This is a genomic window from Brevundimonas viscosa (genome assembly GCF_900116065.1).
GTDB classification, from domain to species: domain Bacteria; phylum Pseudomonadota; class Alphaproteobacteria; order Caulobacterales; family Caulobacteraceae; genus Brevundimonas; species Brevundimonas viscosa.
Genome location: NZ_FOZV01000004.1, coordinates 217,825 through 242,823, shown reverse-complemented (window position 1 = coordinate 242,823; position 24,999 = coordinate 217,825). Strand labels below are relative to the sequence as shown.

The following is a 24,999-nucleotide window of genomic DNA, read 5'->3' as shown; positions in this document are numbered from 1 at the left end:
GCTCACTCCGCCGCGATCGCGTGGCCGGCGAAGTTCGCGCGGCGGCTGCGGTAGTTGGCGATGCGCTCCTCGATCTCGTGGCGGAAGTGCCGGATCAGGCCCTGCACTGGCCACGCGGCGGCGTCGCCCAGGGCGCAGATGGTGTGGCCCTCGACCTGGCCCGCGACGTCCAGCAACAGGTCGATCTCCGACGGGTCGGCCTCGCCGACCGCCATCCGCTCCAGCACCCGCCACATCCAGCCGGTGCCCTCGCGGCACGGCGTGCACTGGCCGCAGCTCTCGTGCTTGTAGAAATAGCTGATGCGGGCGATCGCCTTCACCAGGTCGGTCGACTGGTCCATGACGATGACCGCCGCGGTGCCGAGGCCCGAGCGCATCTCGCGCAGGCTGTCGAAATCCATCAGCGCCGTCTCGGACATCTCGCGGGTGATCAGCGGCACCGAGGAGCCGCCGGGGATCACGGCCTTGAGGTTGTCCCAGCCGCCGCGCACGCCGCCGCAGTGCTCTTCCAGCAGCTGCTTCAGCGGGATCGACATCGCCTCTTCGACATTGCACGGCCGGTTCACGTGGCCGCTGATGGTCATCAGCTTGGTGCCGGTGTTGTTCGGCCGGCCGAAGCCGGCGAACCAGCCGGCGCCACGGCGCAGGATGGTGCCGACGACGGCGATCGACTCGACGTTGTTCACCGTGGTCGGGCAGCCGTACAGGCCGGCGCCGGCCGGGAACGGCGGCTTCAGGCGCGGCTGGCCCTTCTTGCCCTCCAGCGACTCCAGCAGCGCCGTCTCCTCGCCGCAGATGTAGGCCCCGGCGCCGTGGTGGATGTAGACGTCGAAGTCCCAGCCGTGGACGTTGTTCTTGCCGATCAGCTTCGCCTCATAGGCCTGCTTGACCGCCGCCTCCATCCGCTCGCGCTCGAGCACGTATTCGCCGCGCAGGTAGATGTAGCAGGCGTGCGCCTGCATCGCGAAGCTGGCGATCAGGCAGCCCTCGATCAGCAACTGCGGATCGTGGCGCATGATCTCCCGGTCCTTGGCGGTGCCGGGTTCGGACTCGTCAGCGTTGACCACCAGGTAGTGCGGCCGGTCCTTCACCTCCTTGGGCATGAAGGACCACTTCAGTCCGGTCGAGAAGCCGGCGCCGCCGCGTCCGCGCAGACCCGAGTTCTTGACGTTGGTGATGATCCAGTCCCGACCGAGGTCGAGCATGTCCTTCGTCGCGTTCCACGCGCCGCGCTTCTTCGCCCCCTCGAGCGTCCAGTCCTGGAGCCCGTAGAGGTTGGTGAAGATGCGATCCTTGTCCTCGAGGATTCCGACCATGGTCGCTTAGAGTCCTTCCCGCAGACGACGCTTGTGGTGCTGCGTACGCATGAAGATGGCGGCCAGCACCAGCGCCCAGCCGACCGCGAGGCAGCCGTAGGCGAAGGTCATGACCCCGTTGTCGAGCCCGGCGACGCTGTAGCGTACGCCAAGCGCCAGCAGCGCCCCGAGCACGATCAGGCCCAGCCCGCCCCAGCGGATCGGCCAGGCCACGCGGCGCAGCTCGCGCCGGTAGGCGGCGCGCCCCTCTTCCGTGTTCAGGTCGGGCGTCATGCCGGGACCGGGTCGCTGTTCGGCAGCTTCCGGATCGGCTGGGCGGCCGAGCCGTCGTAGAGCTTCGGATCGGTCAGGGTCAGGGCCCCGCCCTCCGGCTCCGAGCTGTTGCGGCCGACGCGGCTGCCCGGCTGCGGCGCCTTGCCGGCGGCGAAGTCATCGATGATCTGGCCGATCGTTTCGGGGGTCAGGTCCTCGAAATAGTAGTCGTTGATCTGGGCCATCGGCGCGTTGGCGCAGGCGCCCAGGCACTCGACCTCCTGCCAGGTGAACTTGCCGTCCTTGGACAGGGTGTCCTTCGGGCCGATCTTCTTCTCGCAGACCTTCATCAGGTCGCCAGCCCCGCGCAGCATGCACGGCGTCGTCCCGCAGACCTGGATAAGCGCAGCGGTTCCAACGGGTTCGAGCTGGAACATGGTGTAGAAGGTCGCCACCTCCAGCACCCGGATGTAGGGCATGCCCAGCAGGTCCCCGATGGCTCGGATGGCGGGCTCGGAGACCCAGCCCTCCTGCTTCTGGACCAGCCAAAGGATCGGGATCACCGCCGAGGCGCGGCGGGTTTCCGGATACTTGCTGATCCACCAGTCGGCCTTGGCCTTCGTGGCCTTCGAGAAGGCGAACGAGGCCGGCTGTTCCTTGGCGAGACGACGAACGCTCATCAGACTTCCAGTTCCGAGACGACGACGCCGTCGCCGATCATCTTCTTTCGAACGGTCAGGATCTTGTGCTGGCCCTGACGGCGCAGCAGCACGTTGTGCTGGTAGGTCTCCCCGCTCATGTCGGTGGCGGAGTAGCTGACGATCTCCCAGCCCTGCCGGACCGCGTCGCTAAGGGGCTTGTCGCTCATCGGTCGACCTCGCCGAACACGATGTCGAGCGAGCCGAGGATGGCCGAGACGTCGGCCAGCATGTGGCCGCGGTTCATCCAGTCCATGGCCTGCAGCGAGCGGAAGCCCGGGGCCGAGATCTTGCAGCGGTACGGCTTGTTGGTGCCGTCCGAGACCAGGTAGACGCCGAATTCCCCCTTGGGCGCCTCGACGGCGGCGTAGACCTCGCCTTCCGGCGTACGGAAGCCCTCGGTGAACAGCTTGAAGTGATGGATGAGCGCCTCCATCGAGCGCTTCATCTCGCCGCGTCGGGGCGGAACCACCTTGTTGTCCTCGACCAGCACCGGTTCGCCGGGGCAATTGCGCAGCTTGTGGATGCACTGCTCCATGATCCGCACCGACTGCTTCATCTCCTCGATGCGGCACAGGTAGCGGTCCCAGCAGTCGCCGTTCTTGCCCACCACGACGTCGAACTCGAGGTCGGCGTAGCATTCGTAGGGCTGCGACTTGCGCAGGTCCCAGGCGATGTCCGAGCCGCGCAGCAGCACGCCGGTGAAGCCCCACTCCAGCGCCTGCTGCTTCGACACCACGCCGATGTCGACGTTGCGCTGCTTGAAGATGCGGTTCTCGGTGACGAGGCTCTCGATGTCCTTCAGCGCCGCCGGGAATTCCAGGCACCAGCGGCCGATGTCGTCGATCAGGTCGGGCGACAGGTCCTGGCGCACCCCGCCCGGCCGGAAGTAGTTGGCGTGCAGACGGGCGCCCGAGGCGCGCTCGTAGAACACCATCAGCTTCTCGCGCTCCTCGAAGCCCCACAGCGGCGGGGTCAGGGCGCCGACGTCCATGGCCTGGGTGGTCACGTTCAGCAGGTGCGACAGGATGCGGCCGATCTCGCTGTACAGCACGCGGATCAACTGGCCCCGGTACGGAACCTCGATCCCCAGCAGCTTCTCGATGGCCAGGCAGAAGGCGTGTTCCTGGTTCATCGGCGCCACGTAGTCGAGGCGGTCGAAGTACGGGATGTTCTGGAGGTAGGTCCGCTTCTCCATCAGCTTTTCGGTGCCGCGGTGCAGCAGGCCGATGTGCGGATCGACGCGGGTGACCAGCTCGCCGTCCAGCTCCAGCACCAGGCGCAGCACGCCGTGCGCGGCCGGGTGCTGCGGGCCGAAGTTGATGGTGAACTTGCGGTCGTCCATCTCCCGCGCGTGTTCGGTGCGGGTGTCCGGCATGTCGTCGAACGCGCCGGCATCCAGGCCGACGCCGGTCGTCGCCCGCACGGCGGGGGTGTCGCCCTCGGCCATCAGCCCTTCACCTTCTCGTCGCCCGGCAGCACGGGGGCCGGGTAGTCAGCGCCTTCCCACGGCGACAGGAAGTCGAACTCGCGGAACTCCTGGGTCAGCGACACCGGCTCGTAGACGACCCGCTTCTGGGTCTCGTCGTAGCGAACCTCGGTGTAGCCGGTCATCGGGAAATCCTTGCGCAGCGGATGTCCCTGGAAGCCGTAGTCGGTCAGCAGCCGGCGCAGGTCCGGGTGACCCGAGAACAGCATGCCGTACATGTCGAACGCCTCGCGCTCGAACCAGTCGGCGCACGGATAGACCGGGGTCGCGCTCGGCACCGGCTGGACCTCGTCGGTCGACACCTTGACGCGCACGCGCGCGTTCCGGGTCAGCGACAGCAGGTGGTAGACCACCTCGAAACGCTCCTCGCGGTCCGGGTAATCGACCCCGCAGACGTCGAGCAGCTGCTGGAAGCCGAAGCGGTCGCGCAGCGCCGTCAGCACCTCGACGATCCGCTCGCGCTCGGCGATCAGGGTCAGCTCGCCGAAGGCCACGTGCGCCTGCACGCCCAGCGCCCCGACCATCTCGGTCCCGAGCGGCGTCAGCGCCGTCTCCAGTTCCTGTTGCTTCACCAGAGAGGTCATCGCTCGATGGTCCCCGTGCGACGGATCTTCTTCTGCAGCTGCAGCAGCCCGTACAGCAGCGCCTCCGCCGTCGGCGGGCACCCCGGCACATAGGCGTCCACCGGCACCACCCGGTCGCAACCCCGAACAACGGCGTAGCTGTAGTGGTAGTACCCGCCGCCGTTGGCGCAGCTGCCCATCGACAGCACGTAGCGCGGGTCCGGCATCTGGTCGTAGACCTTGCGCAGCGCCGGAGCCATCTTGTTCGTCAGGGTGCCGGCCACGATCATCAGGTCGGACTGGCGCGGGCTGGCGCGCGGGGCCATGCCGAAACGCTCCATGTCGAAGCGCGGCATGGACGCCTGCATCATCTCCACGGCGCAGCACGCCAGGCCGAAGGTCATCCACATCAGCGAGCCGGTGCGCGCCCAGTTGATGACATCGTCCAGCGACGTGGTCAGGAAGCCGCGCTCGCCCAGCTCGGCGTTCACCTGCTCGAAGAACTTGTCGTGGATGGCCGGGTCGTAGCCCTCAACCATCGAGCGGGCGCCCTGGCCGAAGGCGACCGGCGAGGTCGCGCCGACCTTGACCGGCGACGCGCCCTGGTTGCCCTTGCCGATCAGCGGCACGTTGTTGGTCGTCACTCCCATTCGAGCGCGCCCTTCTTCCATTCGTAGATGAAGCCGACGGTCAGCACGCCGAGGAAGATCATCATCGACCAGAAGGCGAATACCATTCCGGCCTGGCTGAGATCGAACATCGACACCGCCCACGGGAACAGGAAGGCGACCTCAAGGTCGAAGATGATGAACAGGATCGAGACCAGATAGAAGCGCACATCGAACTTCATGCGGGCATCGTCGAAGGCGTTGAAGCCGCACTCGTAGGCGGACAGCTTCTCCGTGTCGGGGTTCTTCGGCGCCAGCACCCAGGCGGCGACCATGAAGCCGAGACCGAGAACCGCCGCGATCCCGGTGAAGATCACGATCGGCAGATATTCGAGCAGGAATGCATTCATCCGGAAGGACCTCGTCCGCCGCGGAGGGAGGGGCGGAATCGGCGCTTTCTAGACCGGGAGCCGTCGGGGTTCAAACCCATGCGGCGAAAGGTTTTTCTTGCGAATGGTTCGCAAACTGGAGACGCTGATCGGCCGCATATCCGCGCAGCGCAGGACGCGAGAAAAACTGTCGAAACCCCTCTCATCCTCGCTTGACAGCGTAAGGCGCGCCCGCCTAAACGACGCCCCTCGCCGCGACGCACTGCTTCGCGGCCGGGAAACGCGGGTGTAGCTCAGTTGGTTAGAGTGCCGGCCTGTCACGCCGGAGGTCGCGGGTTCGAGCCCCGTCACTCGCGCCACTTCCCTTGAAGTGGCGCACCGCCTTTCCCCTCCTGCCACGCTTCATGATGTGAAGAGGGCCGCTTGCCGCGGCCGGATTCGCGGGGACTATTGCCGTCCCGCAACCAGCACGTTCTGCACCCGCCGGCCCAGCGGGTCGCGCGACTGCCAGGTGTCGCCGACGTCGGCCTCGATCATATCCGTGCAGAAACGGGGGATCAGCATGTTGGGCCGGATATGGGTCAGGCACACCCGCTCACCACGGACGCTCCAGCGTGCAGCAAGTCGACGGCCGTCGGAGAACTGGGCGGCGTAGGTGCCGTCTGGATTGAACCAGTGCTTGACCCATCCGCCGTCAGGGTAGCGCGAAACCACGGTATTGCCGAAAGCCGAGTTGATGTCCGCGCGTCCCGGACCCGCAACCAGGCAGATGACGGCTACGCTCGCCACGGCGATCGCTCGCAACATGCCGATACCCCACTATGACCCTTCCCGGTCCGACTATTAACGATCTGTAAGGCCCTGCCAACCCCGCCTGCAATGCCGCGAATAGTTGACTCTGGCGTGGGGGCTTCTATATGCGGCCCACGTTTCGGGACAGGACTGGCGAATCCGCGCCGCCCGCTCGCCCATGGCAAGGGCGGTTCCGCGACATCGCACGACGGCCCGATGCGCGGGACGTCCTTCCTCAGTCCCAGGGATCCATGACCGAATTCTCCCAGCTGGGCCTCTCGCCCACGACGCTTCAGGCGGTCGCCGACACCGGCTACACCACCGCCACCCCCATCCAGGCCGCCGCCATTCCCGTCGCCCTCGCCGGCCGCGACGTACTGGGCATCGCACAGACCGGCACCGGCAAGACCGCCGCCTTCACCCTGCCGATGGTCGACCGCCTGTCGTCCGGCCGCGCCCGCGCCCGGATGCCCCGCGCCCTGGTGCTGGCCCCGACCCGCGAACTGGCGGACCAGGTGGCGGAGAGCTTCGCCAAGTACGCCAAGGGCACCAAGCTGAACTGGGCCCTGCTCATCGGCGGCGTGTCCATGGGCGACCAGGTCGCCCTGCTCAACAAGGGCGTCGACGTGCTGATCGCCACGCCGGGCCGGCTTCTGGACCTGTTCGAGCGCGGCAAGATCCTGCTCACCGGGGTGGAGATCATGGTCGTCGACGAGGCCGACCGCATGCTCGACATGGGCTTCATCCCCGACATCGAACGCATCTTCAAGCTGACCCCGCCGCGCCGCCAGACGCTGTTCTTCTCGGCCACCATGCCGCCCGAGATCACCCGCCTGACCACCCAGTTCCTCAAGGATCCGACCCGGATCGAGGCGTCGCGCCCGGCCATGACGGCGGACACCATCACCCAGTACATCGTCCGCATCCCCTCGTCCGATCCCAAGGCCAAGCGCACCGCGCTGCGGACTCTGGTGAGCCGCGACGACGTGAAGAACGGCATCGTCTTCTGCAATCGGAAGTCGGAAGTGGACATCGTCGCCAAGTCGCTGAAGCGACATGGCTTCGACGCCGCGCCCATCCACGGCGACCTCGACCAGTCGCTGCGCATGAAGACCCTGGCTGACTTCCGCTCGGGCGCGCTGAAGATCCTGGTGGCGTCCGACGTCGCCGCCCGCGGCCTCGACATTCCGGACGTCAGCCACGTCTTCAACTACGACGTCTCGCACCACGCCGACGACTACGTCCACCGGATCGGCCGCACCGGCCGCGCCGGAAAGCTGGGCCAGGCCTTCATGATCGTCACCCCTGCGGACGACCGTTCGCTCGACAAGGTGCTGAAGCTGATCAAGAAGGATCCGGTCGAGCTGCCGCTGGACGGGATCGATTTCGCCGCCATCAAGGACCAGCCCCGCCGCGATGACCGCACCGACAAGGGTCGTCGCGGGCGTGCCGACCGGTCCGGTCGCAGCCGCGTCGGCGAAGCCCTCCCGGTCGAGACCGCCGAGGCGGCCGCACCGGGGCCGACCGTCGACGCCGTTGAGGCCGTCCCCGGCGTCGAGACCCCTGCCGAGAGCGGGAGCCGCCCGGCCCGTCGCAGCCGCAGCCGCCGCTCGACCCCGCGCGAGGCAGAGGCGCCCGTCCTCGCCGAGGCCCCCGCCCCCATCGCGGAAGCGCCGGCCGCCCCGGTTCGCGTGGCGGAGGACGAACGCCGGCCCGCTCGCGAGTCGCGGTCCCGGAACGCCGACCGACGTCCCTCCCCCGCGCCCGAGGCCCCGCGTCCGGGCGATGGCCGGCCGTTCGGAGAAGCCGAGATTCCGGCCTTCCTGCGCCGCCCGGTCACGGCCCGGAACTGATGCGGCGCCCCTCGGCGAACGGCCACGTTTAACCCGCCGTTACCGAACGCAGGTCTAGCCTCCGGCCCGAACGACCGCCGGGAGGGCGGCGCGTGAGGACGCTTCTGCATGCCGGCATCGGTTGAGACCACCCTTCGGGGCCCGGAAGCCTACAGCCTGTCGCGACAGGTCATCGACGAAATGGAGCGCGCCGGGGTGTGGCCGACCCCGCTGAACTTCGAACTGTGGCTCCACTACCTCGGCGACCCGGAGGGCGCGCTCGGACGGGAGATCCGCCGAATCCTCGCGGCCGCCGAACCCTTCACCGAGGCCACGGCCGACATGCTGGCCGCCGAGTATCTCCCGCGCGGTCGTCTGACCGAGGAGATCCGCGACGCCGGTCGGGTGCTGGATCGCGAGCTGGCCAGCGTGTCCAGCGCCATCGCCCAGGCGCACCGCAGCCAGGCCGCCTACGGCCAGACCCTCGACAAGGCGGCCGACCGCATCGGCGCGGTCGAGGACGGGGAGGCGCTGCAGACCATCGTCACCGGTCTGACCGCCGCCACCCGTCGCGTGCAGCGCGAGAACGAGACGCTGGAGAAGAAGCTCGACGTCTCCACCCGCGAGGTGGCCCGGCTGCGCGAACATCTCGAGCAGGTCCGGCGCGACGCCATGACCGACGCCCTGACCAATCTCGCCAATCGCAAGGCTTTCGACGAGCATCTCGCCACCGCCTGCGAGGAGGCCCGGACCAGCGGCCGGCCGATGATCCTCGCAGTCCTCGACATCGACTATTTCAAGCGTTTCAACGACACGTGGGGCCACCAGACCGGCGACCAGGTGCTCCGCTACGTCGCCAGCGTCATGGGCCGTGCCGCTCGCACGCCCCGGGTGGCCGCGCGCTATGGCGGCGAGGAATTCGCCATGATCTTCCCGAACGAGACGCCCGAACAGGTCGAGACCGCCCTCGAGGCCATCCGCAAGGAGATCGCCTCGCGCAGCCTGCGCCGCCGTTCGACCAACGACGAACTCGGCGCGGTCACCATCTCCGCCGGCTTCGCGGTCCGGCGGCCCGACGAGTCCGGCGCCGCCCTGCTGGAGCGCGCCGACGCCGCCCTCTACGCCTCCAAGCGCGCGGGGCGGAACCGCGTCACCTCGGCTGAGTCGCTCGACCGCGCCGCCTGAGCGGTTGGCCGCCCAGCAAATCGCGTCATAGTTCACCGATGCGCAGCTTCGCCTTCGCCGTCGCCTACTGGTCGCTGTCGATCGTCTACACCCTGGCGGCGGTTGGCGCCGCCCTGCTCCCCGGCCGCGCGGCGACCGGCTGGATCATCCGCCGCTATGTGAAGCGCATGGTGCAGGCGATGCGCGTCCTCGCCGGAATCCATGTCCGATACCGCGGCGAAGACCGCCTGCCCGCCGGCGCCTTCATCCTGGCCGCCAAGCACCAGAGCTGGGGAGACGGCTTCACGATCTACGACCGCTTCCAGGACCTCGCCTTCGTCACCGGCGACCATCTGGAGAAATTCCCGCTGATGGCCACCGTGCTGCGCAAGCTGGGCGCAATCGTCGTCAACAACTGCGGCGGCCGCGAGGCCCGCGAGGCGCTGCAGTCACGCGCCGCTGACGCCCATCGGGACGGCCGCCGCATCCTCATCTATCCCGAGGGCAATCTGGCGAAAGTGGGCGAGAAGTTTCGCTACCGGTCCGGCGTCTGGCACATGTACCGGGACTTCGACATGCCGGTCGTGCCCGTCGCCACCAACCTCGGCCTGTTCTGGCCGCAGGAGGACTTCCGCAAGACGCCGGGGACGGCCACGCTGGAGTTTCTCGAGCCCATCCCCACGGGCCTGCCCAAGGACGAGTTTCTCGCCCGGCTCGAGGCGGCGGTGGAGGGCAGGACGGCGGAGCTGGTCGCCGAGGCCACGGGGCGGCCGGTTGCGGCCGCAGTCCAGGTTCCGACCCCGGATGAGGCCGCCCGTGCGGCGAGACCGGCGGCAGGCTGACCCCTTCAGCTTCCCATCGCCGCCCGCACACGCGCGATCAGGGCAGGCGCCTCCGGATCGAGTTCGGTCATGCGCGCCATCATGGCCTCTTCCAGCCGCCGCCGGGCCGCGATCAGCGTCGGATCGACCGCGGCGCGCTGCCGGAGGTCGGCGAAATAGGCTCGCAGCTGCTCGGCCTCGCCGGCGAGGAGGTTCAGCTTGGCGTTGTCTCCGGCTTCCCGCGCGCTCGCCACTTCCCCGGCCAGGTCGCGCGCTCGCGCCTCCCGGGCGGCGAAGCCGGCGTCGAGCCTCTGCATGGCCGCCCGGGAGCTCGCCTCGACCTCCCGTTCCGCCGCCTGGACGGCCGGCGCCTCGCGCGCCCGGACCAGCAGCGCCAGGGCCCGGCTCTGGTCCGACTCCTGGGCGACCGTCGGCGGGACGGCGGTCGCCCCGACGACGATGGCGAAAGCGACGGCGGTCAGCACGCGGATCATGAGGGCTCCTCCCTTGGGAACGATGTGCCGCTTGCCCATCGGCCGCGGAACATACCGAAGCTGACGGTCGACCTCACGCCGCCGGGATCACCGCCCCGTCGTACTTCTCGGCGATGAAGGCCTTCACCGCCTCGCCGCGCAGCGCCTCCGCCAGCGCCGCGATGCGCGGGTCGTCGCGATTGTCCGGACGGGCGACGAGATAGTTCACATAGGGGCTGTCGCCGCCTTCCATGGTCAGGGCGTCGCGGGCCGGATTGAGGCCCGCGTCCAGCGCGTAGTTGGTGTTGATCACCGCCATGTCGACCTGGTCCAGCACCCGCGGCAGGGTCGCCGACTCCAGCTCCCGGAAGCGAAGGTTCTTCGGATTCCCGACGATGTCCCGCAGGCTCTGCAGCGGATTCGTGGGATCCTTAAGCCGGATCAGGCCGGCGTCCTGCAGAAGGATCAGCGAGCGTCCGATCGACGAAGCGTCGTTCGGCACCGCCACGTCGGCGCCGTCGGGAAGCTCGGCCAGCGAGCGGAAGCGGCGGGAGTAGGCGCCCAGCGGCTCGACGTGCACGCCGGCGACGGTCACCAGCTCCGTCCCGCGCGAGGCGTTGAACTCGTCGAGATAGGGCTTGGTCTGGAAATAGTTGGCGTCCAGCCGGCGCTCCGCCAGCTGGGTGTTGGGCTGGACGTAGTCGTTGAACACCCTGATCTCGATCTCGACGCCCTCGGCCGCCAGCGCCGGCTTGATGTGTTCGAGGATCTCGGCGTGCGGCACGGCGGTGGCCCCGACCAGCAGCGGGGCGTCGGCGTCGGTCTCCCCGCCGCGTCCGCAGGCGGCGAGGGTCAGGACGGCGGCGGCGAGAAGCAGGGAGCGGCGAAGCATGGGAAGGTCTCGCGATCAGCGATGGGAAACGGCGGCGACCAGGCGGTCGCCAAGCATCTGGAGGGCCTGCACCAGCACCAGCAGCAGGACGACGGTGACGACCATGACGTCCGTCTGGAAGCGCTGGTAGCCGAAGCGGATGGCCAGGTCGCCCAGGCCTCCGGCCCCGACGACGCCGGCCATGGCCGTGTAGCTGACGAGGGCGATGGCGGTCACCGTGGCTCCGGCGAGAATGCCCGGCAGGGCCTCGGGCAGCAGGGCGCGCACGACGATCTGGAAGGTCGTGCCGCCCATGGCCTGTCCGGCCTCGACCACCCCCTTGTCGACCTCCCGCAGGGCGGTCTCGACCAGCCGCGCATAGAAGGGCGCCGCTCCCACGACCAGGGGCGGTATCGCCCCGGCCACGCCCAGCGAGGTGCCGACGAGCAGCACCGTCACGGGCAGCATGACGATCAGCAGGATGATGAAGGGCACCGAGCGCAGCACGTTGACGACGAACGACAGCACGGCGTTCAGCGCCGGATTCGCCGCCAGCCGCCCCTTGCCGGACAGGTAGAGCAGCACCCCCAGCGGGACCCCGAACACCACCGTCAGGCCCAGCGACCCGCCCAGCATCAGCAGGGTGTCAACGGTGGCGCGGCCGATCTCGGTCCAGTCGACATTGTCGAACATCAGGCCGCCTCCACCCTCACGCCGCGTTCGGTCAGCCGGGCGACCGCGGCCTCGGCGTCGCCGCCGGTGAAGGCCACCGTCAGCTGACCGTAGGGCTCGCCGCGGATGCGGCTGATGCGCCCCGACAGGATCGAATAGTCGACCCCCACCGAGCGGGCGACGCGGCTCAGCTCCGGCCCATAGGTCGCCGCGCCGCGGAAGGTCAGTTTGGCCAGCCGCGCCCCGGCCGGCACGACGGAGGCGTCGAACGCCTCCTCGCCCTCGGCCAGCATGGCGCGGGTCGTCTCGTGATGCGGATGCAGGAAAACGTCGGCGGTCGCGCCCTGCTCCACCACCCGTCCGTCCTTCATCACCGCCACCCGGTCGCAGACCCGGCGCACCACCTCCATCTGGTGGGTGATCAGCACGATGGTCAGGCCCAGCTCGCGGTTCAGCTGGTCCAGCAGCGTCAGGATGTCTTCGGTCGTTTCAGGATCGAGCGCGCTGGTCGCCTCGTCGCACAGCAGCACCTTCGGCTCCGTCGCCAGCGCCCGGGCGATGCCGACCCGCTGCTTCTGGCCGCCCGACAGCTGGGCCGGGTGCTTGCGCCCATGCTCCGCCAGCCCCAGCCGCTCCAGCAGCTCCGCCACCCGCCGGTCGACGTCGCCGCCGCGCCGGCCCTCCAGCCGCAGCGGAAAGGCCACGTTCTCAGCCACCGTCTTCGCGTTCAGCAGGTTGAAGTGCTGGAAGATCATGCCGATCCGCCGCCGCGCCGTGCGCAGCCCCGCCGCGTCCAGGGCCGTGATCTCCTGGCCGTCGACGAACACCCGCCCGGCGTCCGGCCGCTCCAGCCGGTTGATGGTCCGCACCAGCGTCGACTTGCCGGCGCCCGAGCGACCGACCACGCCGAACACGTCGCCGGCGGCGATCTCCAGGTCGACGCCGTCCAGCGCCGTGCGCTCGCCCGCCGCGCTGCGGAAGCGCTTCGTCACCCCCTCCAGCCGGATCATCAGTCGGCGGCCTTCGCGGGTACGATGGTGACGCTCTCGCCGCAGCCGCAGGCGTCGGTCTCATTGGGATTCCGGAAGACGAATTTCGAGGCCAGCTTCGTCGTCTCGAAGTCGATCTCGGCCCCGATCAGGAACAGGATCGCCTTGGGGTCGACCACCACCGTCGCGCCCTTGTCGGTCACCACCTCGTCGAACGGCTGGATCTCCTCGGCGAAGGCGAAGGTGTACTCCTGCCCCGCGCAGCCGCCGTTCTTGACGCCGACGCGAAGCGCCGCGTGTCCATGGGCCTCGCACAGCTCGCGCACGCGGGCGGCCGCCGCCTCGGTCAGGGTGACCACGGCGGGGCGGGGACGGCGCGGACGGGCGCTGGTCTGCAGCTCGCTCATCCGGACCTCAGAACATGTTGAGCGAGAGCTTGGCCTCGTCGCTCATCTTCGAGGGATCCCACGGCGGATCGAACACCAGTTCGGCCCGCACCGAGCGCACGCCCTCGACCTTGCGGATGGCGTCCTCGACCCAGCCCGGCATCTCGCCCGCCACCGGACAGCCCGGCGCGGTCAGGGTCATCTCCACCGCCACGTCCCGCTCGTCGGACAGGTCGACCTTGTAGATCAGCCCCAGCTCGTAGATGTCGACCGGGATTTCGGGGTCGTAGACGGTCTTCAGCGCCTCGATGATGGCGTCGGTCAGGCGATCGATCTCGGCCTGGTCCAGCGCGCCTTTCTGCGGCGCGTCCCAGGCTTCCGCGAAAGCGGCGTCGTCGGACTTGCGGGCGGCTTCAGACGTCATGCGAAGAACTCACGGGCCTTGATCAGGGCGTCGACGAAGGCGTCGGCGTCCTCGACGGTGTTATATAGGGCGAAGGAGGCGCGGGCGCTCGACGTCAGGCCGAACCTTTTCGCCAGCGGCTCCGCGCAATGCAGGCCGGCCCGCACGGCGACGCCGTAACGGTCCATCACCTGGGCGATGTCGTGGGCGTGGGCGCCGTCGACGGTGAAGGTCAGGATGGCCCCCTTCCCTTCAGCCTCGCCGATGACGCGCAGCCAGTTCACGCCCTCCAGCCGCGCCCGGGCGTGGTCGTAGAGCGCATGCTCATGGGCCAGCACCGCCTCGCGGTCGAAGCCCTCCAGCCAGTCGATCGCCGCGCCGAGACCGATCGCCTCGAGAATCGGCGGCGTCCCCGCCTCGAATCGGTGCGGCGGGCTGGCGTAGGTGACCCGCTCGCGCTCGACCGTTTCGATCATCTCGCCCCCGCCCTGGTAGGGCGGCAGGGCCTCCAGCGCCTCGGCCGTTCCGTACAGAGCCCCGATGCCGGTCGGGCCGTACAGCTTGTGGCCGGTGAAGACGTAGAAGTCGCAGCCGATGGCCTGCACGTCGGGCCGGGCGTGCACCGCCCCCTGGCAGCCGTCGATCAGCACTCGCGCGCCCGCGGCGTGGGCCAGCCGGGTGATCTCGGCGACCGGATTGATCGTGCCTAGCACGTTCGACATGTGGGTGACCGCGACCATGCGGGTCTTCGGACCCAGCAGCCCGGCGTAGGCCGCCATGTCCAGCGAGCCGTCGTCCAGCACCGGTATCCACTTCAGCACCGCGCCGCGCCGCTCGCGCAGGAGATGCCACGGCACGATGTTGGAGTGGTGCTCCATCTCCGAGACGATGATCTCGTCGCCCGGCTGGATGGATTGGCCGAAGCTGGAGGCCACCAGGTTGATCGCCTCGGTGCCGCCCTTGGTGAAGACGATGTTCGACGCCGCCGGCGCGTTCAGCAGCCGGGCCACGCTCTCGCGCGCCGCCTCGAAGGCCTCGGTCGTCTCGTTGGCCAAGGTGTGCAGCCCGCGGTGGACGTTGGCGTAGGACCCTTCCATCGCCCCCGTCAGGGTGCCGATCACCGCCCGCGGCTTCTGCGCCGAGGCGGCCGAGTCGAGATAGACCAGCGGCTTGCCGTTCACCGTCCGCGACAGGATCGGGAACTGCGCGCGGGCGGCGTAGGGGTCGAAGCGGGCGGTCACAGGCGAGCCGTCAGCCATTCCCGCACCACCTCTCTCGGACCCTCGGTCTCGATCCGGTCGATCACCTCCATCAGGAAGGCCCCCGTCAGGAGGGCCCGCGCCTCGTCCAGCGGCAGGCCGCGCTGCTGCATGTAGAACAGGGCGTTCGCGTCCAGATTGCCGACCGTATTGCCGTGCGCGCACTGCACCTCGTCGGCATAGATGATCAGCTCCGGCTTGGCGTCGACCTCGCCGCGCTCCGACAGGATCAGGGCATGGTGGCCCATGCGGGCGTCGGTGCCGTCGGCCCCGCGCTCGACGATGATCTTGCCCTGGAAGACGCCGCGCGCCGTGTCCTTCACCACCCCCTTGGTCAGCTGCGAGGTCGTTCCCTCGCGGCCCAGATGGTCGACGACGCTGGTCAGGTCCGCGTGGCGGCTCCCGTCCAGCACATAGGCCCCGTCCAGCCGGACGTCGGCGCCGTGGCCCGGATGCGAGACCTCGGTCTCCAGCCGTTGCAGCTTCGCGCCCGACGCCACGATCGTCTGGCGATACCGCGCGCCCCGGGCCAGCCGCACCGCCGCCTGGGTCACCGAAAGGACGTCCCCGGGCTCGTCGGTCAGCACGATGCGCGTCACCTCGGCCCCCTCGGCCAGGTCCAACTCCAGCCGGTTGTGGGCCACATAGCCGGCGCCCTCGCCCTCATGCGTCTCGAGCACCAACAGCTTGGCGCCGGCGCGCGCCGATATCCGGGCGGCGACGGCGTGGCCGGTGCCTTCGGCCTTGGAGATCAGCCTGAGCCGCACCGTCTGCTCGCCGCAAACCACGCGGGCGCTGGCGTCCACCGGCCGGCCGTTGACGAAGACCATGGCCTCGCCGCCCAGCGCCTCGAACGGCCCACCGCCGACGAGCGGAATGGTAGCCGACGGCGACAGCTGCGGCGCTTCGCGAAGAAACTTCCTCAGGTCACTGTATTTCCACGCCTCGACCCGCCGGGACGGGAAGCTCGACGCGTCCTTAAGATCGAGAACCGGCAGGGCGCTCACGCCGCTTCCGGAAGATACTTGTCGTACCCTTCCGCCTCCAGCTGGTGCGCCATCTCCGGCCCGCCCGAGGCCACGATGCGGCCGGCGACCATGACGTGCACCCGGTCCGGTTTGATGTAGTCCAGCAGCCGCTGGTAGTGGGTGATGACCAGCATCGACCGCTCCGGGCTGCGCAGGGCGTTCACCCCGTCGGCGACGATGCGCAGGGCGTCGATGTCCAGCCCCGAGTCGGTCTCGTCGAGGATCAGCAGCGACGGCTCCAGCAGGGCCATCTGCAGGATCTCCATCCGCTTCTTCTCGCCGCCCGAGAAGCCGACGTTGAGCGGCCGCTTGAGCATGTCGAAGTCCATCTTCAGCGCCTGCGACGCCGCCCGGACCAGCTTCAGGAAGGCGGGGGCCGAGACCTCCTCTTCGCCGCGCGCCCGCCGCTGTGCGTTCAGCGCCGTGCGCACGAAGGTCAGGGCCGGAACGCCGGGAATCTCGATCGGATACTGGAACGACAGGAAGACGCCCTTGGCCGCCCGCTCGGCCGGCTCCAGCGCCAGCAGGTCCTCGCCGCGCCAGCTGACGGCGCCCTCGGTCGCCTCGTAGCCCGGCCGTCCCGACAGGGCGTAGCCCAGCGTCGACTTGCCGGCCCCGTTCGGCCCCATGACGGCGTGCACCTCGCCCGCCGGCACGTCCAGCGACAGGCCCTTGAGGATCGGCTTGTCGCCGACGGAGACGTGGAGGTTGGAGATGGAGAGCATGATCAATCGACAAATGCGCCGGAGTACGGCGTGGGAAGGAAGACGGCTACACCACCGGCGCGGCCCGTAAGAACGAGGCTTTCGTGTTCTTCATACTGGACAGTGGCACTGTCCCGGACGATGGCTTCGACCTCGATCAGGTCTCGCAGATCGTCAGCCGAACAAGGTCCCAAGGCCGGAGCGGGTTGACCGACACGCCTAACCACTCCCCCGGCGTAACCGGCGGTAAGTCCGCAACCCGCCACCACCATGAACTGGCGTTCGCCGAGCGAAACTTCCACCTTGGTGCTCGCCGCCTTGCGGCCATTGACCGTGTCGAGGGTCCCCTGGAACACTGGCTCCATCCTGTTGGGATGGGGCGCGGGCTCCGCGCTTTCGGGCGACGAGCACGCGGCCAGACCGAGCAGCGGGGCGACGAGAGCAAGTGATGCGCCCGCGAGATTCACCCCACGCTCCCTTCCAGTGAAATCGCCACCAGCTTCTGCGCCTCGACGGCGAACTCCATCGGCAGCTCCTGCAGCACGTCGCGGACGAAGCCGTTGACCAGCAGGGCCACCGCCTCCTCCTCCGACAGGCCGCGCTGCTGGGCGTAGAACAGCTGGTCCTCGCTCAGGCGGGTGGTCGTCGCCTCGTGCTCCAGATGGGCCGAACCGTTCTTGGCCTCGATGTACGGAATGGTGTGCGAGCCGCAGTCCTTGCCGATGAGCAGGGAGTCGCACTGGGTGAAGTTCCGCACGCCCGTCGCCTTCGGGTGCACCGACACCAGGCCGCGGTAGGTCGAGTCCGACTTCCCGGCCGACACCGCCTTGGCGATGATCCGGCTCTTCGAGTTCTTGCCGAGGTGGACCATCTTGGTGCCGGTGTCGGCCTGCTGATGGCCGTTGGTGATGGCGATCGAGTAGAACTCGCCCGAGCTCTCCTCGCCTTTCAGCAGGCACGAGGGGTATTTCCACGTCACCGCCGAACCGGTCTCGACCTGGGTCCACGACACCTTCGACCGGTCGCCGCGGCAGTCGGCGCGCTTGGTGACGAAGTTGTAGATGCCGCCCCGGCCCTCGGCGTCGCCGGGATACCAGTTCTGCACCGTCGAATATTTGATCTCGGCGTCGTCCAGGGCGACCAGCTCGACCACCGCGGCGTGCAGCTGGTTCTCGTCGCGCATCGGCGCGGTGCAGCCCTCGAGATAGGAAACGTAGCTGCCCTTGTCGGCGATGATCAGGGTCCGCTCGAACTGCCCCGTCTGGCTGGCGTTGATGCGGAAATAGGTCGACAGCTCCATCGGGCAGCGCACGCCCGGCGGGATGTAGACGAACGACCCGTCCGAGAAGACCGCGCTGTTCAGGGCGGCGAAATAGTTGTCCGACACGGGCACCACCGAGCCGAGGTATTGCCGCACCAGCTCAGGATGTTCGCGGATCGCCTCGCTCATCGGCAGGAAGATCACCCCGGCCTTGGCCAGCTCCTTCTTGAAGGTGGTCACCACCGAGACGCTGTCGAACACGGCGTCCACGGCCACCTTCGGCGCGCCCTCGACCCCGGCCAGAACCTCCTGCTCCTTCAGCGGGATGCCCAGCTTGGCGTAAACCTCGAGCAGCTCCGGATCGACCTCGTCGAGGCTCTTCGGCCCCGCCTTCTTCTTGGGCGCGGCGTAGTAGTACAGGTCCTGATAGTCGACCGGATCGTAGCGGACCGAGGCCCAGGTGGGCTCCTCCATCGCCTGCCAGCGCTCGAAGGCGGCCAGCCGCCACTCCAGCATCCATTCCGGCTCGCCCTTCTTCTCCGAGATGAAGCGGACGATGTCGGCGTTCAGACCCTTGGGCGCGAACTCCTGCTCGATGTCCGAGGTGAAGCCGTGCGCATACTTCTCCAGCGCAGCGACGGCTTCGACGGTTTCCTTGACGGCGGCCATGGTTAAGCGACTTCCTTCGCGCGCTCTCTCAGGCGCGCGCTATGCTTTTGCCAAGCCGCGACCCAGGCGTCGGCGAAGCGGATCCAATCCTGTTCGGTGGTCCCCCAGCCGCCCGAGACGCGCACGGCGCCGGTGGCCAGCGGCGCCAGCCCCATGGCCAGCATGGTCTTCGACGGCTTCGTCTTGCCCGAGGAGCAGGCGCTGCCGGCCGAGATCATCACCCCGGCCAGATCCAGCGTGATCAGCTGTTGCGGGCTGTCCCAGCCCTCGACGGCCATGAAGAGGGTGTTGGGCAGGCGCGGCGCGCCCTCGCCGACGACGGTCGCCCCCGCGGCCTTCACCTTCGCCTCGGCCGCGTCGCGCCAGCTGGCGTGCGCCATGGCGTGGGACAGGTCGCGGGCCGCGCAGTCGGCGGCCACGCCGAAGCCGACGATGCCCGGCGTGTTCTCGGTGCCGGCGCGCAGGCCGCGCTCCTGTCCGGCCCCGTGCAGGATCTTCACCGCCTCGCGCCCGGCCTTCAGCACCAGCGCGCCGACGCCCTGCGGCCCGCCCAGCTTGTGCGCCGACAGGGTCAGGCTGTCGGCGTCGAGGTCGCGCATGTCGACCGGTACCTTGCCCGCTGACTGGATGGCGTCGACGTGCAGCCAGCCGCCCGCGGCGCGGATCCACTGCGCCGCCTCGGCGATCGGCTGGATCACCCCCGACTCGTTGTTCGCATGGTGGATGGCGACCAGCGGCCGCCCCGGCCGCTTCAGGGCGTCGGCCAGCCAGGCCAGGTCGACCAGGCCGTCGCCGTCCACCGGCAACACCTCGACCGGCGCGCCGGACACCGCGGCCGCCTCGGCCACGCAGGGATGCTCGGTCGCCGAGACGATCACCCGCTCGCACCCGGCCGCCAAGGCGCTGGCCACCGCCTGGGCGTTGGACTCGGTCCCGCCTGAGGAGAAGACGATCGCCGTCGGATCGGCCCCGACCAGATCGGCGACCCGGGCCCGCGCATTCTCGACGCGCGCCCGCGCCCGCCGACCCGCGGCGTGCACGGCGTTGGGGTTGCCGCCGTCGGCCAGCGCCTCGGCCATGGCTTCGCGGACCTCCGGGCGCACCAGGCCCGAGGCGTTGTAATCCAGATAGACGCTCACGCCGCCGCCCCCATTTCCGCGCTCGTCGCCGACCGGCGCCGCCCGCCGGTGCGGTTCATCACCACGTCCTCCAGCGAGACGGCCGCCAGATAGGCGTGGATCTCGGCGCCGAGGTCTTCCCAGAGATTGTGGGTGATGCAGCGCTCGCCGCCCATCATGCAGCCCTTGGGCGAGGAGTGGGCCACGCAGCGGGTCGCCCGGATCGGCTCGTCGACAGCCAGCACGATCTCGGCCACCACTGTCTCGTGCGCGGCCTTGGCCAGCCGGTATCCGCCCCCCGGCCCGCGCACGCTCTGCACCAGCCCGCCCTTGCGCAGCCGCGCGAACAGCTGCTCCAGATAGCTCAGGGAAATCTCCTGCCGCGCCGCGATCTCGGCCAGCGACACGGCCCGGCTGGCGCCGTCGGGCCCGCGCCCGTTCTTGGCCAGGTCGGCCATGGCCATGACGGCGTATCGTCCCTTGGTCGACAGTCGCATCGCGCACCCTCAAAAATCGCGCGCTTTTCGGGGCTCCTGTGCTAGAACCCGCGCCTTCGCGAAGGCGGCGCAGCGCAGGCGGGACTTAGAAAGTCCTACTGGCGCGGTCAAGTATTACGCGCCTGCGAAATGACAGTTGAACACGGGATTCTCGACCGCCCATGCCTGAAGTCATCCTGCCCGGCGCATCCGGACGCATCGAAGGCCGCTACTCCCCGGGCAAGCGCCCCAACGCCCCGATCGCCCTGATCCTGCACCCCCACCCCAAGGCGGGCGGGCACATGAACAATCCGGTGGCGGTGACCCTGTACCAGCTGTTCGTCAAGCGCGGCTTCGCCACCCTGCGTTACAACAGCCGCGGCGTCGGCAAGTCCCAGGGCGAGTTCGACTCCGGCGTCGGCGAACTGGCCGACGCGGCCACCGCCCTGGACTGGCTGCAGGCCAACAACCCCGCCGCCACCCAGACCTGGGTCGCGGGCTACCAGTTCGGGGCCTACATCGGTATGCAGCTGCTGATGCGCCGGCCCGAGACCGACGGCTTCATCTCGGTGTCGCCGCCGTCGAACATGTACGACTTCAGCTTCCTCGCCCCCTGCCCCGCCTCGGGCCTGTTCCTGCACGGCACCGCCGACACGGTGGTGCCGCCGGTTGAGGTCGAGCGCGTGGTCAACAAGCTGCGCACCCAGAAGGGCATCGTCATCGACTACGAGCTCGAGGAAGGCGCCAGCCACTTCTGGCAGGACCACCTCGACGCCGTCGAACGCCGCGTCGGCGCCTATCTGGACAAGCGCCTGGAAGAGAAGCCGGCCTGAGGCCGGGGCTAGCGGAATTCCTCCTCGCACGGCGGGTAGTCGGCGAACGACTGCTCATACTCCGCCAGTGTCCAAGGGAAGCCGAGGGCCCTGCGGCGCGCATCGACGTTTTCTGGGTCCTCTATGTTGCCCCAGTCGATCACGTACTTCCCGGCCGTGCAGGTCACCTGGGTGCCATAGCGCTGCAGCCGGCCTTCGCTGATGGCGAGCCGGTCGTACATCAACCCGTAGTCCTGTCCGTCGATCTCGCCCGCGAGGGCGAGCGGCTCCAGCACCGGCACGAAGCGCCGCCATTGTTCAATGTCGGAGTGCTGGATGATGAGGAAGGCGGCGCTGGAAGCCTTCTCCCCATATTCGTCGGGCGTGAACCAGCCCGACTCGGGAACCAGCGGCAGAAGTTCCGCCAACAGGCGGTCGTCCATGGCTGCGATCGAGGCGCGCAGCGCGCTTGAGGCGGCTGCCCTTTCGTTCTCTGGAAGACCGCCCAGGTCGACCCTGACCGCCGCGCGCCGGCCGGCCTGATCGAGCTGACCCATCCGCTCAAGCCGCTCCCGCACGTCCGCCGGCGGCGGAAGGGCGGCCTGCCGCGCCTCCTCCGCCGCGATCGCCTCGGCCACCGGCGCGATCAGCGCCCGCGCCTCCGGGCTGAGACCGACCGGGTCCTGGACGATCAGGGCGACAGCGAACAACAGGGCGGCGATCATGGAAACGTCCCCGGCACAACCTCAGGTGAGCGCATCTGGCGACAGGATCGTGGCAGGTTGTGGGCCGTCAGGCCGCCCTCTCCGCCTCCCCCCGCGTCCTCCACAGCGACCAGACCACCCCGCTGGCGAGGATCAGCGCCGTGATCGCCAGCGACCACTCCGGCGGGATTTTCCCCAGCCCGGTCAGGTCGGCCACGAACACCTTGCCGCCGATGAACACCAGCAGCACCGCCAGCGCCTGCTTCAGATAGGCGAAGCGGTGGATCACCGCGGCGAGGGCGAAATACAGGGCCCGGAGGCCGAGGATGGCGAAGATGTTCGAGGTGTAGACGAGGTAGGGATCGGTGGTGATGGCGAAGATCGCCGGCACCGAGTCGACCGCGAAGATCACGTCGGCGATCTCGATCATCACCAGGGCGAGGAACATCGGCGTGGCCCACCACACCATCCTCCCGCGCGCATCCGGCTGGCGCACGAAGAACTTCTGGCCGTGCAGGACGTCGGTGACCCGCAGCCGCCGCCGCATCCACCGGACCATCGGATTGTCGCCGACGTCGCCGTGGCCTTCGCCGGCGAAGAACATCTTGATCCCGGTGAACACCAGGAAGGCCGCGAAAATGTAGAGCACCCAGCCATACTGGCTGACCAGCGCCGCCCCGGCGCCGATCATCACCGCGCGCAGCACGATGACCCCGAGGATGCCCCAGAACAGCACCCGGTGCTGCAGCGCCCGCGGGATGGCGAAGTAGCCGAAGATCATGGCGATGACGAAGACGTTGTCCATCGCCAGGCTCTTCTCGACCGCGAAGCCGGTCAGGTACTCGATGCCGGACTGCCGGCCGAGCTCCCACCACACCCAGCCGCCGAAGAGCAGGGCGATGACGATGTACATGCCCGACAACAGCAGGCTTTCGCGCACCCCGATCTCGTGCTGGTCGCGGTGCAGGACGCCGAGGTCGAGCGCCAGCAGGGCGACGACCACGGTCATGAAGGCCAGCCACATCCAGGCCGGCTTGCCGAGCCACTCGGCGAGCAGGAATTCCATGCGAATTATTCCTGGGATTTCGGGAGCGTCAGGCGGTCTGCGGCGGCGGGGTCACGCCGTCAGCCTGGCGCGCCTCCAGCCCCGCGATGCGGTCCCGGGCCGCCAGCTTTCGCTTCTTGAGCTCCGCCAGACGCGGCGCATCGGGGCGCAGGCGGCGCTGTTCCAGATCGATCAGATATCCCAGCCGGGCATGGTCCCGGCGGGCGCGATACAGTTGGATGTGCAGCATGGTCGTCTCCTCTGTGTGAGGAGCGGCTCGATGCCTGACCGGGACGGGAAACGGCTGGGCCCTGTCACGCATCGAGCACGCTCGATGCGGACCGACATCACGACCACATGGTCGCCAGAGGGGCCCGGTCCGCACGATCAGACTAGGCGCCGTCGCCCGACCCGGCAACGCGACAAACTGTCAGCTCGTCTCAGTAGAGCAGGAAGCGCCGGCGCCCTTCCTCCCACGCCCGCTCGTCCGGCAGGGTGAGGGCGTCGAGGTCGCCCGGGGCGCCGGCCGGGTCGTCAACCCACTCGCGCAGCCCCGGCCCGCCGTTGATCACGTCGATCGCCAGCCGGTCGAAGACGTATTCGTAGGGGAAGTCCCGCCACAGCGGATAGTCGGGGCGAAGCCGCCGGATCGACTTGAAGGCCAGCGCCTGCAGCCGCCAGGGCCGGAAGGCGGCGTGGTCGTAGGCCGGGTCGTCGACGTGGATCTGCACCCCCGCGCACAGCTGGCCCACGTGCTTGTGGAAGGTCGGCTGGAACCAGACGTCCCTCAGCCGGCAACCCTGCAGCCATTGCGGCGCCAGGGCCTGCATCTCCGCGGTCACCGCTCGCGCGTCGACGTCCGGCGCCCCGAACAACTCCAGCGGACGGGTGGTCCCGCGCCCCTCGGACAGGGTGGTCCCCTCCAGCATGACCGTGCCCGCATAGGCCCGCGCCATCGACAGGTTCGGTGCGTTAGGGCTGGGATTGATCCAGCTGCGCTCGCCCAGCGGCCAGCCGAAGCCGGGCCCCTCATCCGGCGCCCAGCCCTGCATCTCGACCACGCGGTACTCCAGATCGAGATTGTGCTGGTCGATGAACCAGCGCCCCATCTCGCCCAGGGTCATGCCGTGCCGCATCGGCATCGGCCCGGCCCCGACGAAGCTCTCCCACCCCGGCCGCAGCGTCAGCCCCTCGACCGGCCGCCCGGCCGGATTGGGACGGTCCAGCACCCAGACGGCCTTGCCGTGTTTCGCCGCCGCCTCGAGGACGTAAAGCAGCGTCGTCACGAAGGTGTAGATGCGGCAGCCCAGGTCCTGCAGATCGACCAGCAGGACGTCGAAGGTCTCCATCGAGGCGTCGGTCGGCCGCCGCACCTCGCCGTAGAGGCTGAACACCGGAATCCCGAGCCGGGCGTCGGTCTCGTCCGGGCTCTCCATCATGTTGTCCTGCAGGTCGCCGCGCATGCCGTGCTGCGGCCCGAACGCGGCGGTCAGGGTGATGTCCGGATGCGTCGCCAGCGCGTCGAGCGAATGCGTCAGGTCGGCGGTCACCGAGGCCGGATGGCCCAGCAGGGCCACGCGCCGCCCGCGCAGCGCCTGCGACAGCCCGGGCTCGGTCAGCAGGCGGTCGATCCCGAACTTCATGGCAGCTCCAGCAGGAAGGAATCCGGATGATGGAAGTCGGGCTTAGCCGACGGGTGCGCCAGCGCCCAGTAGCTGAAGGCGCCGTTCCGGTCTTCGATCACGCAGGACAGCCCCAGCCGGCGAGCCCCGGGGGGCAGTTCGATCCGCGCTTCCAGCGCCGACTGGTCGAAGGCGCCGTCCATGCCGAGCACCGCCGCCACCTCATCCGCCGCGCGCATGCCCATGCGCGGTCCGTCGAAACGGTAGGATGCCCACCGCCCCGACGGCGAGAGGTTGTATTCCACATAGCCGTCGCCGGTCGCCACGAAGACCTCGAAGCAGGTATGCCGCCAGAGGTCGTCGGCCCGGCCAGGACTGGCGGGCGCTGGCCACGCAATGGCCGAGGGGTCGCCGCCGACAGTATATCGCAACCACAGCAGCAGGCCGTCCCGGTCCAACTGGACCTCGATCTCGTCCACGAAGGGCGAGGACGTCTCGGGATGGGGCATCAGCCGCGCCAGTCGCATCTGACGTCGATAGCGCAGGCCCGGTCGCGTTCAAACGGTCAGCCCCGCTTACGGGG

General features: G+C 69.0%; 31 protein-coding genes and 1 tRNA gene. 5 read left to right on the top strand and 27 right to left on the bottom strand.

The genetic code is table 11. From position 1 onward, the window contains the following. Window positions 1–2 precede the first annotated feature (2 nt). The 8 genes from nuoF to BM333_RS09685 all read right to left on the bottom strand — a co-directional run bounded on the left by nuoF (window position 3) and on the right by BM333_RS09685 (window position 5,336). Complete coding sequence (gene nuoF, locus BM333_RS09720; RefSeq protein ID WP_092310473.1) at window positions 3–1,316, bottom strand: NADH-quinone oxidoreductase subunit NuoF; 1,314 nt, start codon at window positions 1,314–1,316, stop codon at window positions 3–5. A 6-nt stretch (window positions 1,317–1,322) separates the two neighbouring features. After that, on the bottom strand, window positions 1,323–1,589 hold the full coding sequence (locus BM333_RS09715; RefSeq protein ID WP_092310470.1) for a hypothetical protein: 267 nt from the start codon (window positions 1,587–1,589) through the stop codon (window positions 1,323–1,325). After that, entirely contained in the window at window positions 1,586–2,248 is a 663-nt protein-coding gene (gene nuoE, locus BM333_RS09710; protein ID WP_092310467.1) for an NADH-quinone oxidoreductase subunit NuoE, read from the bottom strand. Before nuoE ends, BM333_RS09715 begins: the two co-directional genes overlap by 4 nt. Then, window positions 2,248–2,436: a hypothetical protein gene (locus tag BM333_RS09705; protein WP_092310464.1), complete on the bottom strand. Its 189-nt coding sequence runs from the start codon at window positions 2,434–2,436 to the stop codon at window positions 2,248–2,250. Before BM333_RS09705 ends, nuoE begins: the two co-directional genes overlap by 1 nt. Beyond that, the gene (locus tag BM333_RS09700; protein WP_092310751.1) at window positions 2,433–3,644 is read right to left on the bottom strand and encodes an NADH-quinone oxidoreductase subunit D; all 1,212 of its coding nucleotides are present in this window, start codon (window positions 3,642–3,644) and stop codon (window positions 2,433–2,435) included. Before BM333_RS09700 ends, BM333_RS09705 begins: the two co-directional genes overlap by 4 nt. Before the next feature lie 71 nt (window positions 3,645–3,715). After that, window positions 3,716–4,312, bottom strand: coding sequence for an NADH-quinone oxidoreductase subunit C (locus BM333_RS09695; RefSeq protein ID WP_245777226.1), 597 nt, complete (start codon window positions 4,310–4,312; stop codon window positions 3,716–3,718). Between the two features lie 23 nt (window positions 4,313–4,335). After that, a complete protein-coding gene (locus tag BM333_RS09690; protein ID WP_177221861.1) occupies window positions 4,336–4,857 on the bottom strand; it encodes a NuoB/complex I 20 kDa subunit family protein in 522 nt (173 codons plus the stop codon). Window positions 4,858–4,958: 101 nt separating this feature from the next. Next, window positions 4,959–5,336 carry an NADH-quinone oxidoreductase subunit A gene (locus BM333_RS09685; protein ID WP_092310455.1) on the bottom strand — a complete coding sequence of 126 codons (378 nt, stop codon included), beginning with the start codon at window positions 5,334–5,336 and terminating at the stop codon, window positions 4,959–4,961. Between the two features lie 261 nt (window positions 5,337–5,597). Between BM333_RS09685 and BM333_RS09680 the strand changes: the two genes are divergently transcribed. Then, a tRNA-Asp gene (locus BM333_RS09680) sits at window positions 5,598–5,674 on the top strand. 88 nt (window positions 5,675–5,762) lie between these two features. Here BM333_RS09680 and BM333_RS09675 read toward each other — a convergent pair. Next, window positions 5,763–6,122 (bottom strand): hypothetical protein, encoded by a 360-nt coding sequence (locus tag BM333_RS09675; protein WP_092310452.1) that lies wholly within the window; start codon window positions 6,120–6,122, stop codon window positions 5,763–5,765. Between the two features lie 236 nt (window positions 6,123–6,358). On the opposite strand from BM333_RS09675, the gene BM333_RS09670 reads away from it, so the two are divergent. From BM333_RS09670 to BM333_RS09660, 3 genes are all read left to right on the top strand, one after another. Next, the gene (locus BM333_RS09670) at window positions 6,359–7,960 is read left to right on the top strand and encodes a DEAD/DEAH box helicase (RefSeq protein WP_092310449.1); all 1,602 of its coding nucleotides are present in this window, start codon (window positions 6,359–6,361) and stop codon (window positions 7,958–7,960) included. Between the two features lie 108 nt (window positions 7,961–8,068). Further along, window positions 8,069–9,124: a GGDEF domain-containing protein gene (locus tag BM333_RS09665; protein WP_092310445.1), complete on the top strand. Its 1,056-nt coding sequence runs from the start codon at window positions 8,069–8,071 to the stop codon at window positions 9,122–9,124. 38 nt (window positions 9,125–9,162) lie between these two features. After that, a complete protein-coding gene (locus tag BM333_RS09660) occupies window positions 9,163–9,945 on the top strand; it encodes a lysophospholipid acyltransferase family protein (RefSeq protein WP_092310442.1) in 783 nt (260 codons plus the stop codon). Between the two features lie 5 nt (window positions 9,946–9,950). Here the strand turns inward: BM333_RS09660 and BM333_RS09655 are convergent, their stop codons facing one another. From BM333_RS09655 to BM333_RS09595, 13 genes are all read right to left on the bottom strand, one after another. Next, a complete protein-coding gene (locus BM333_RS09655; RefSeq protein ID WP_092310439.1) occupies window positions 9,951–10,418 on the bottom strand; it encodes a hypothetical protein in 468 nt (155 codons plus the stop codon). A gap of 73 nt (window positions 10,419–10,491) precedes the next feature. After that, a complete protein-coding gene (locus BM333_RS09650; protein WP_092310435.1) occupies window positions 10,492–11,289 on the bottom strand; it encodes a MetQ/NlpA family ABC transporter substrate-binding protein in 798 nt (265 codons plus the stop codon). A 15-nt stretch (window positions 11,290–11,304) separates the two neighbouring features. After that, on the bottom strand, window positions 11,305–11,961 hold the full coding sequence (locus tag BM333_RS09645; RefSeq protein ID WP_092310432.1) for a methionine ABC transporter permease: 657 nt from the start codon (window positions 11,959–11,961) through the stop codon (window positions 11,305–11,307). After that, entirely contained in the window at window positions 11,961–12,950 is a 990-nt protein-coding gene (locus BM333_RS09640; protein WP_092310429.1) for a methionine ABC transporter ATP-binding protein, read from the bottom strand. The genes BM333_RS09645 and BM333_RS09640 overlap by 1 nt, the downstream gene beginning before the upstream one ends. Continuing rightward, window positions 12,950–13,336: a HesB/IscA family protein gene (locus tag BM333_RS09635; protein ID WP_092310426.1), complete on the bottom strand. Its 387-nt coding sequence runs from the start codon at window positions 13,334–13,336 to the stop codon at window positions 12,950–12,952. Before BM333_RS09635 ends, BM333_RS09640 begins: the two co-directional genes overlap by 1 nt. A gap of 7 nt (window positions 13,337–13,343) precedes the next feature. Further along, the gene (locus BM333_RS09630; RefSeq protein WP_092310423.1) at window positions 13,344–13,739 is read right to left on the bottom strand and encodes an SUF system Fe-S cluster assembly protein; all 396 of its coding nucleotides are present in this window, start codon (window positions 13,737–13,739) and stop codon (window positions 13,344–13,346) included. Then, entirely contained in the window at window positions 13,736–14,977 is a 1,242-nt protein-coding gene (locus BM333_RS09625) for an aminotransferase class V-fold PLP-dependent enzyme (RefSeq protein WP_092310420.1), read from the bottom strand. The genes BM333_RS09630 and BM333_RS09625 overlap by 4 nt, the downstream gene beginning before the upstream one ends. Further along, the gene (gene sufD, locus BM333_RS09620; protein ID WP_092310417.1) at window positions 14,956–15,984 is read right to left on the bottom strand and encodes a Fe-S cluster assembly protein SufD; all 1,029 of its coding nucleotides are present in this window, start codon (window positions 15,982–15,984) and stop codon (window positions 14,956–14,958) included. The genes BM333_RS09625 and sufD overlap by 22 nt, the downstream gene beginning before the upstream one ends. Continuing rightward, complete coding sequence (sufC, locus tag BM333_RS09615) at window positions 15,981–16,730, bottom strand: Fe-S cluster assembly ATPase SufC (protein WP_092310414.1); 750 nt, start codon at window positions 16,728–16,730, stop codon at window positions 15,981–15,983. Before sufC ends, sufD begins: the two co-directional genes overlap by 4 nt. A 2-nt stretch (window positions 16,731–16,732) precedes the next feature. Further along, window positions 16,733–17,176, bottom strand: a complete 444-nt coding sequence (locus tag BM333_RS09610) for a hypothetical protein (RefSeq protein ID WP_143105803.1) — start codon at window positions 17,174–17,176, stop codon at window positions 16,733–16,735. Then, entirely contained in the window at window positions 17,173–18,639 is a 1,467-nt protein-coding gene (sufB, locus tag BM333_RS09605; RefSeq protein ID WP_092310408.1) for a Fe-S cluster assembly protein SufB, read from the bottom strand. Before sufB ends, BM333_RS09610 begins: the two co-directional genes overlap by 4 nt. A 2-nt stretch (window positions 18,640–18,641) precedes the next feature. Further along, window positions 18,642–19,778 (bottom strand): cysteine desulfurase family protein, encoded by a 1,137-nt coding sequence (locus BM333_RS09600; protein WP_092310405.1) that lies wholly within the window; start codon window positions 19,776–19,778, stop codon window positions 18,642–18,644. Beyond that, window positions 19,775–20,254: an Rrf2 family transcriptional regulator gene (locus tag BM333_RS09595; RefSeq protein ID WP_092310402.1), complete on the bottom strand. Its 480-nt coding sequence runs from the start codon at window positions 20,252–20,254 to the stop codon at window positions 19,775–19,777. The genes BM333_RS09600 and BM333_RS09595 overlap by 4 nt, the downstream gene beginning before the upstream one ends. Window positions 20,255–20,415: 161 nt before the next feature. Here BM333_RS09595 and BM333_RS09590 point away from each other — a divergent pair, with 161 nt between their 5' ends. Next, a complete protein-coding gene (locus tag BM333_RS09590) occupies window positions 20,416–21,066 on the top strand; it encodes an alpha/beta hydrolase (protein ID WP_092310399.1) in 651 nt (216 codons plus the stop codon). 8 nt (window positions 21,067–21,074) lie between these two features. Here BM333_RS09590 and BM333_RS09585 read toward each other — a convergent pair whose 3' ends face one another. The 5 genes from BM333_RS09585 to BM333_RS09560 form a co-directional block, all read right to left on the bottom strand. Then, on the bottom strand, window positions 21,075–21,770 hold the full coding sequence (locus BM333_RS09585) for a DUF6624 domain-containing protein (RefSeq protein ID WP_245777219.1): 696 nt from the start codon (window positions 21,768–21,770) through the stop codon (window positions 21,075–21,077). 67 nt (window positions 21,771–21,837) lie between these two features. Next, a complete protein-coding gene (locus tag BM333_RS09575; protein WP_092310390.1) occupies window positions 21,838–22,815 on the bottom strand; it encodes a TerC family protein in 978 nt (325 codons plus the stop codon). 28 nt (window positions 22,816–22,843) lie between these two features. Then, window positions 22,844–23,044 carry an HP1242/YdcH family protein gene (locus tag BM333_RS09570; RefSeq protein ID WP_177221855.1) on the bottom strand — a complete coding sequence of 67 codons (201 nt, stop codon included), beginning with the start codon at window positions 23,042–23,044 and terminating at the stop codon, window positions 22,844–22,846. 190 nt (window positions 23,045–23,234) lie between these two features. Then, a complete protein-coding gene (locus tag BM333_RS09565) occupies window positions 23,235–24,437 on the bottom strand; it encodes an exo-beta-N-acetylmuramidase NamZ family protein (RefSeq protein ID WP_092310384.1) in 1,203 nt (400 codons plus the stop codon). Then, window positions 24,434–24,925 (bottom strand): DOMON-like domain-containing protein, encoded by a 492-nt coding sequence (locus BM333_RS09560; RefSeq protein ID WP_245777218.1) that lies wholly within the window; start codon window positions 24,923–24,925, stop codon window positions 24,434–24,436. The genes BM333_RS09565 and BM333_RS09560 overlap by 4 nt, the downstream gene beginning before the upstream one ends. Window positions 24,926–24,999: the final 74 nt, after the last annotated feature.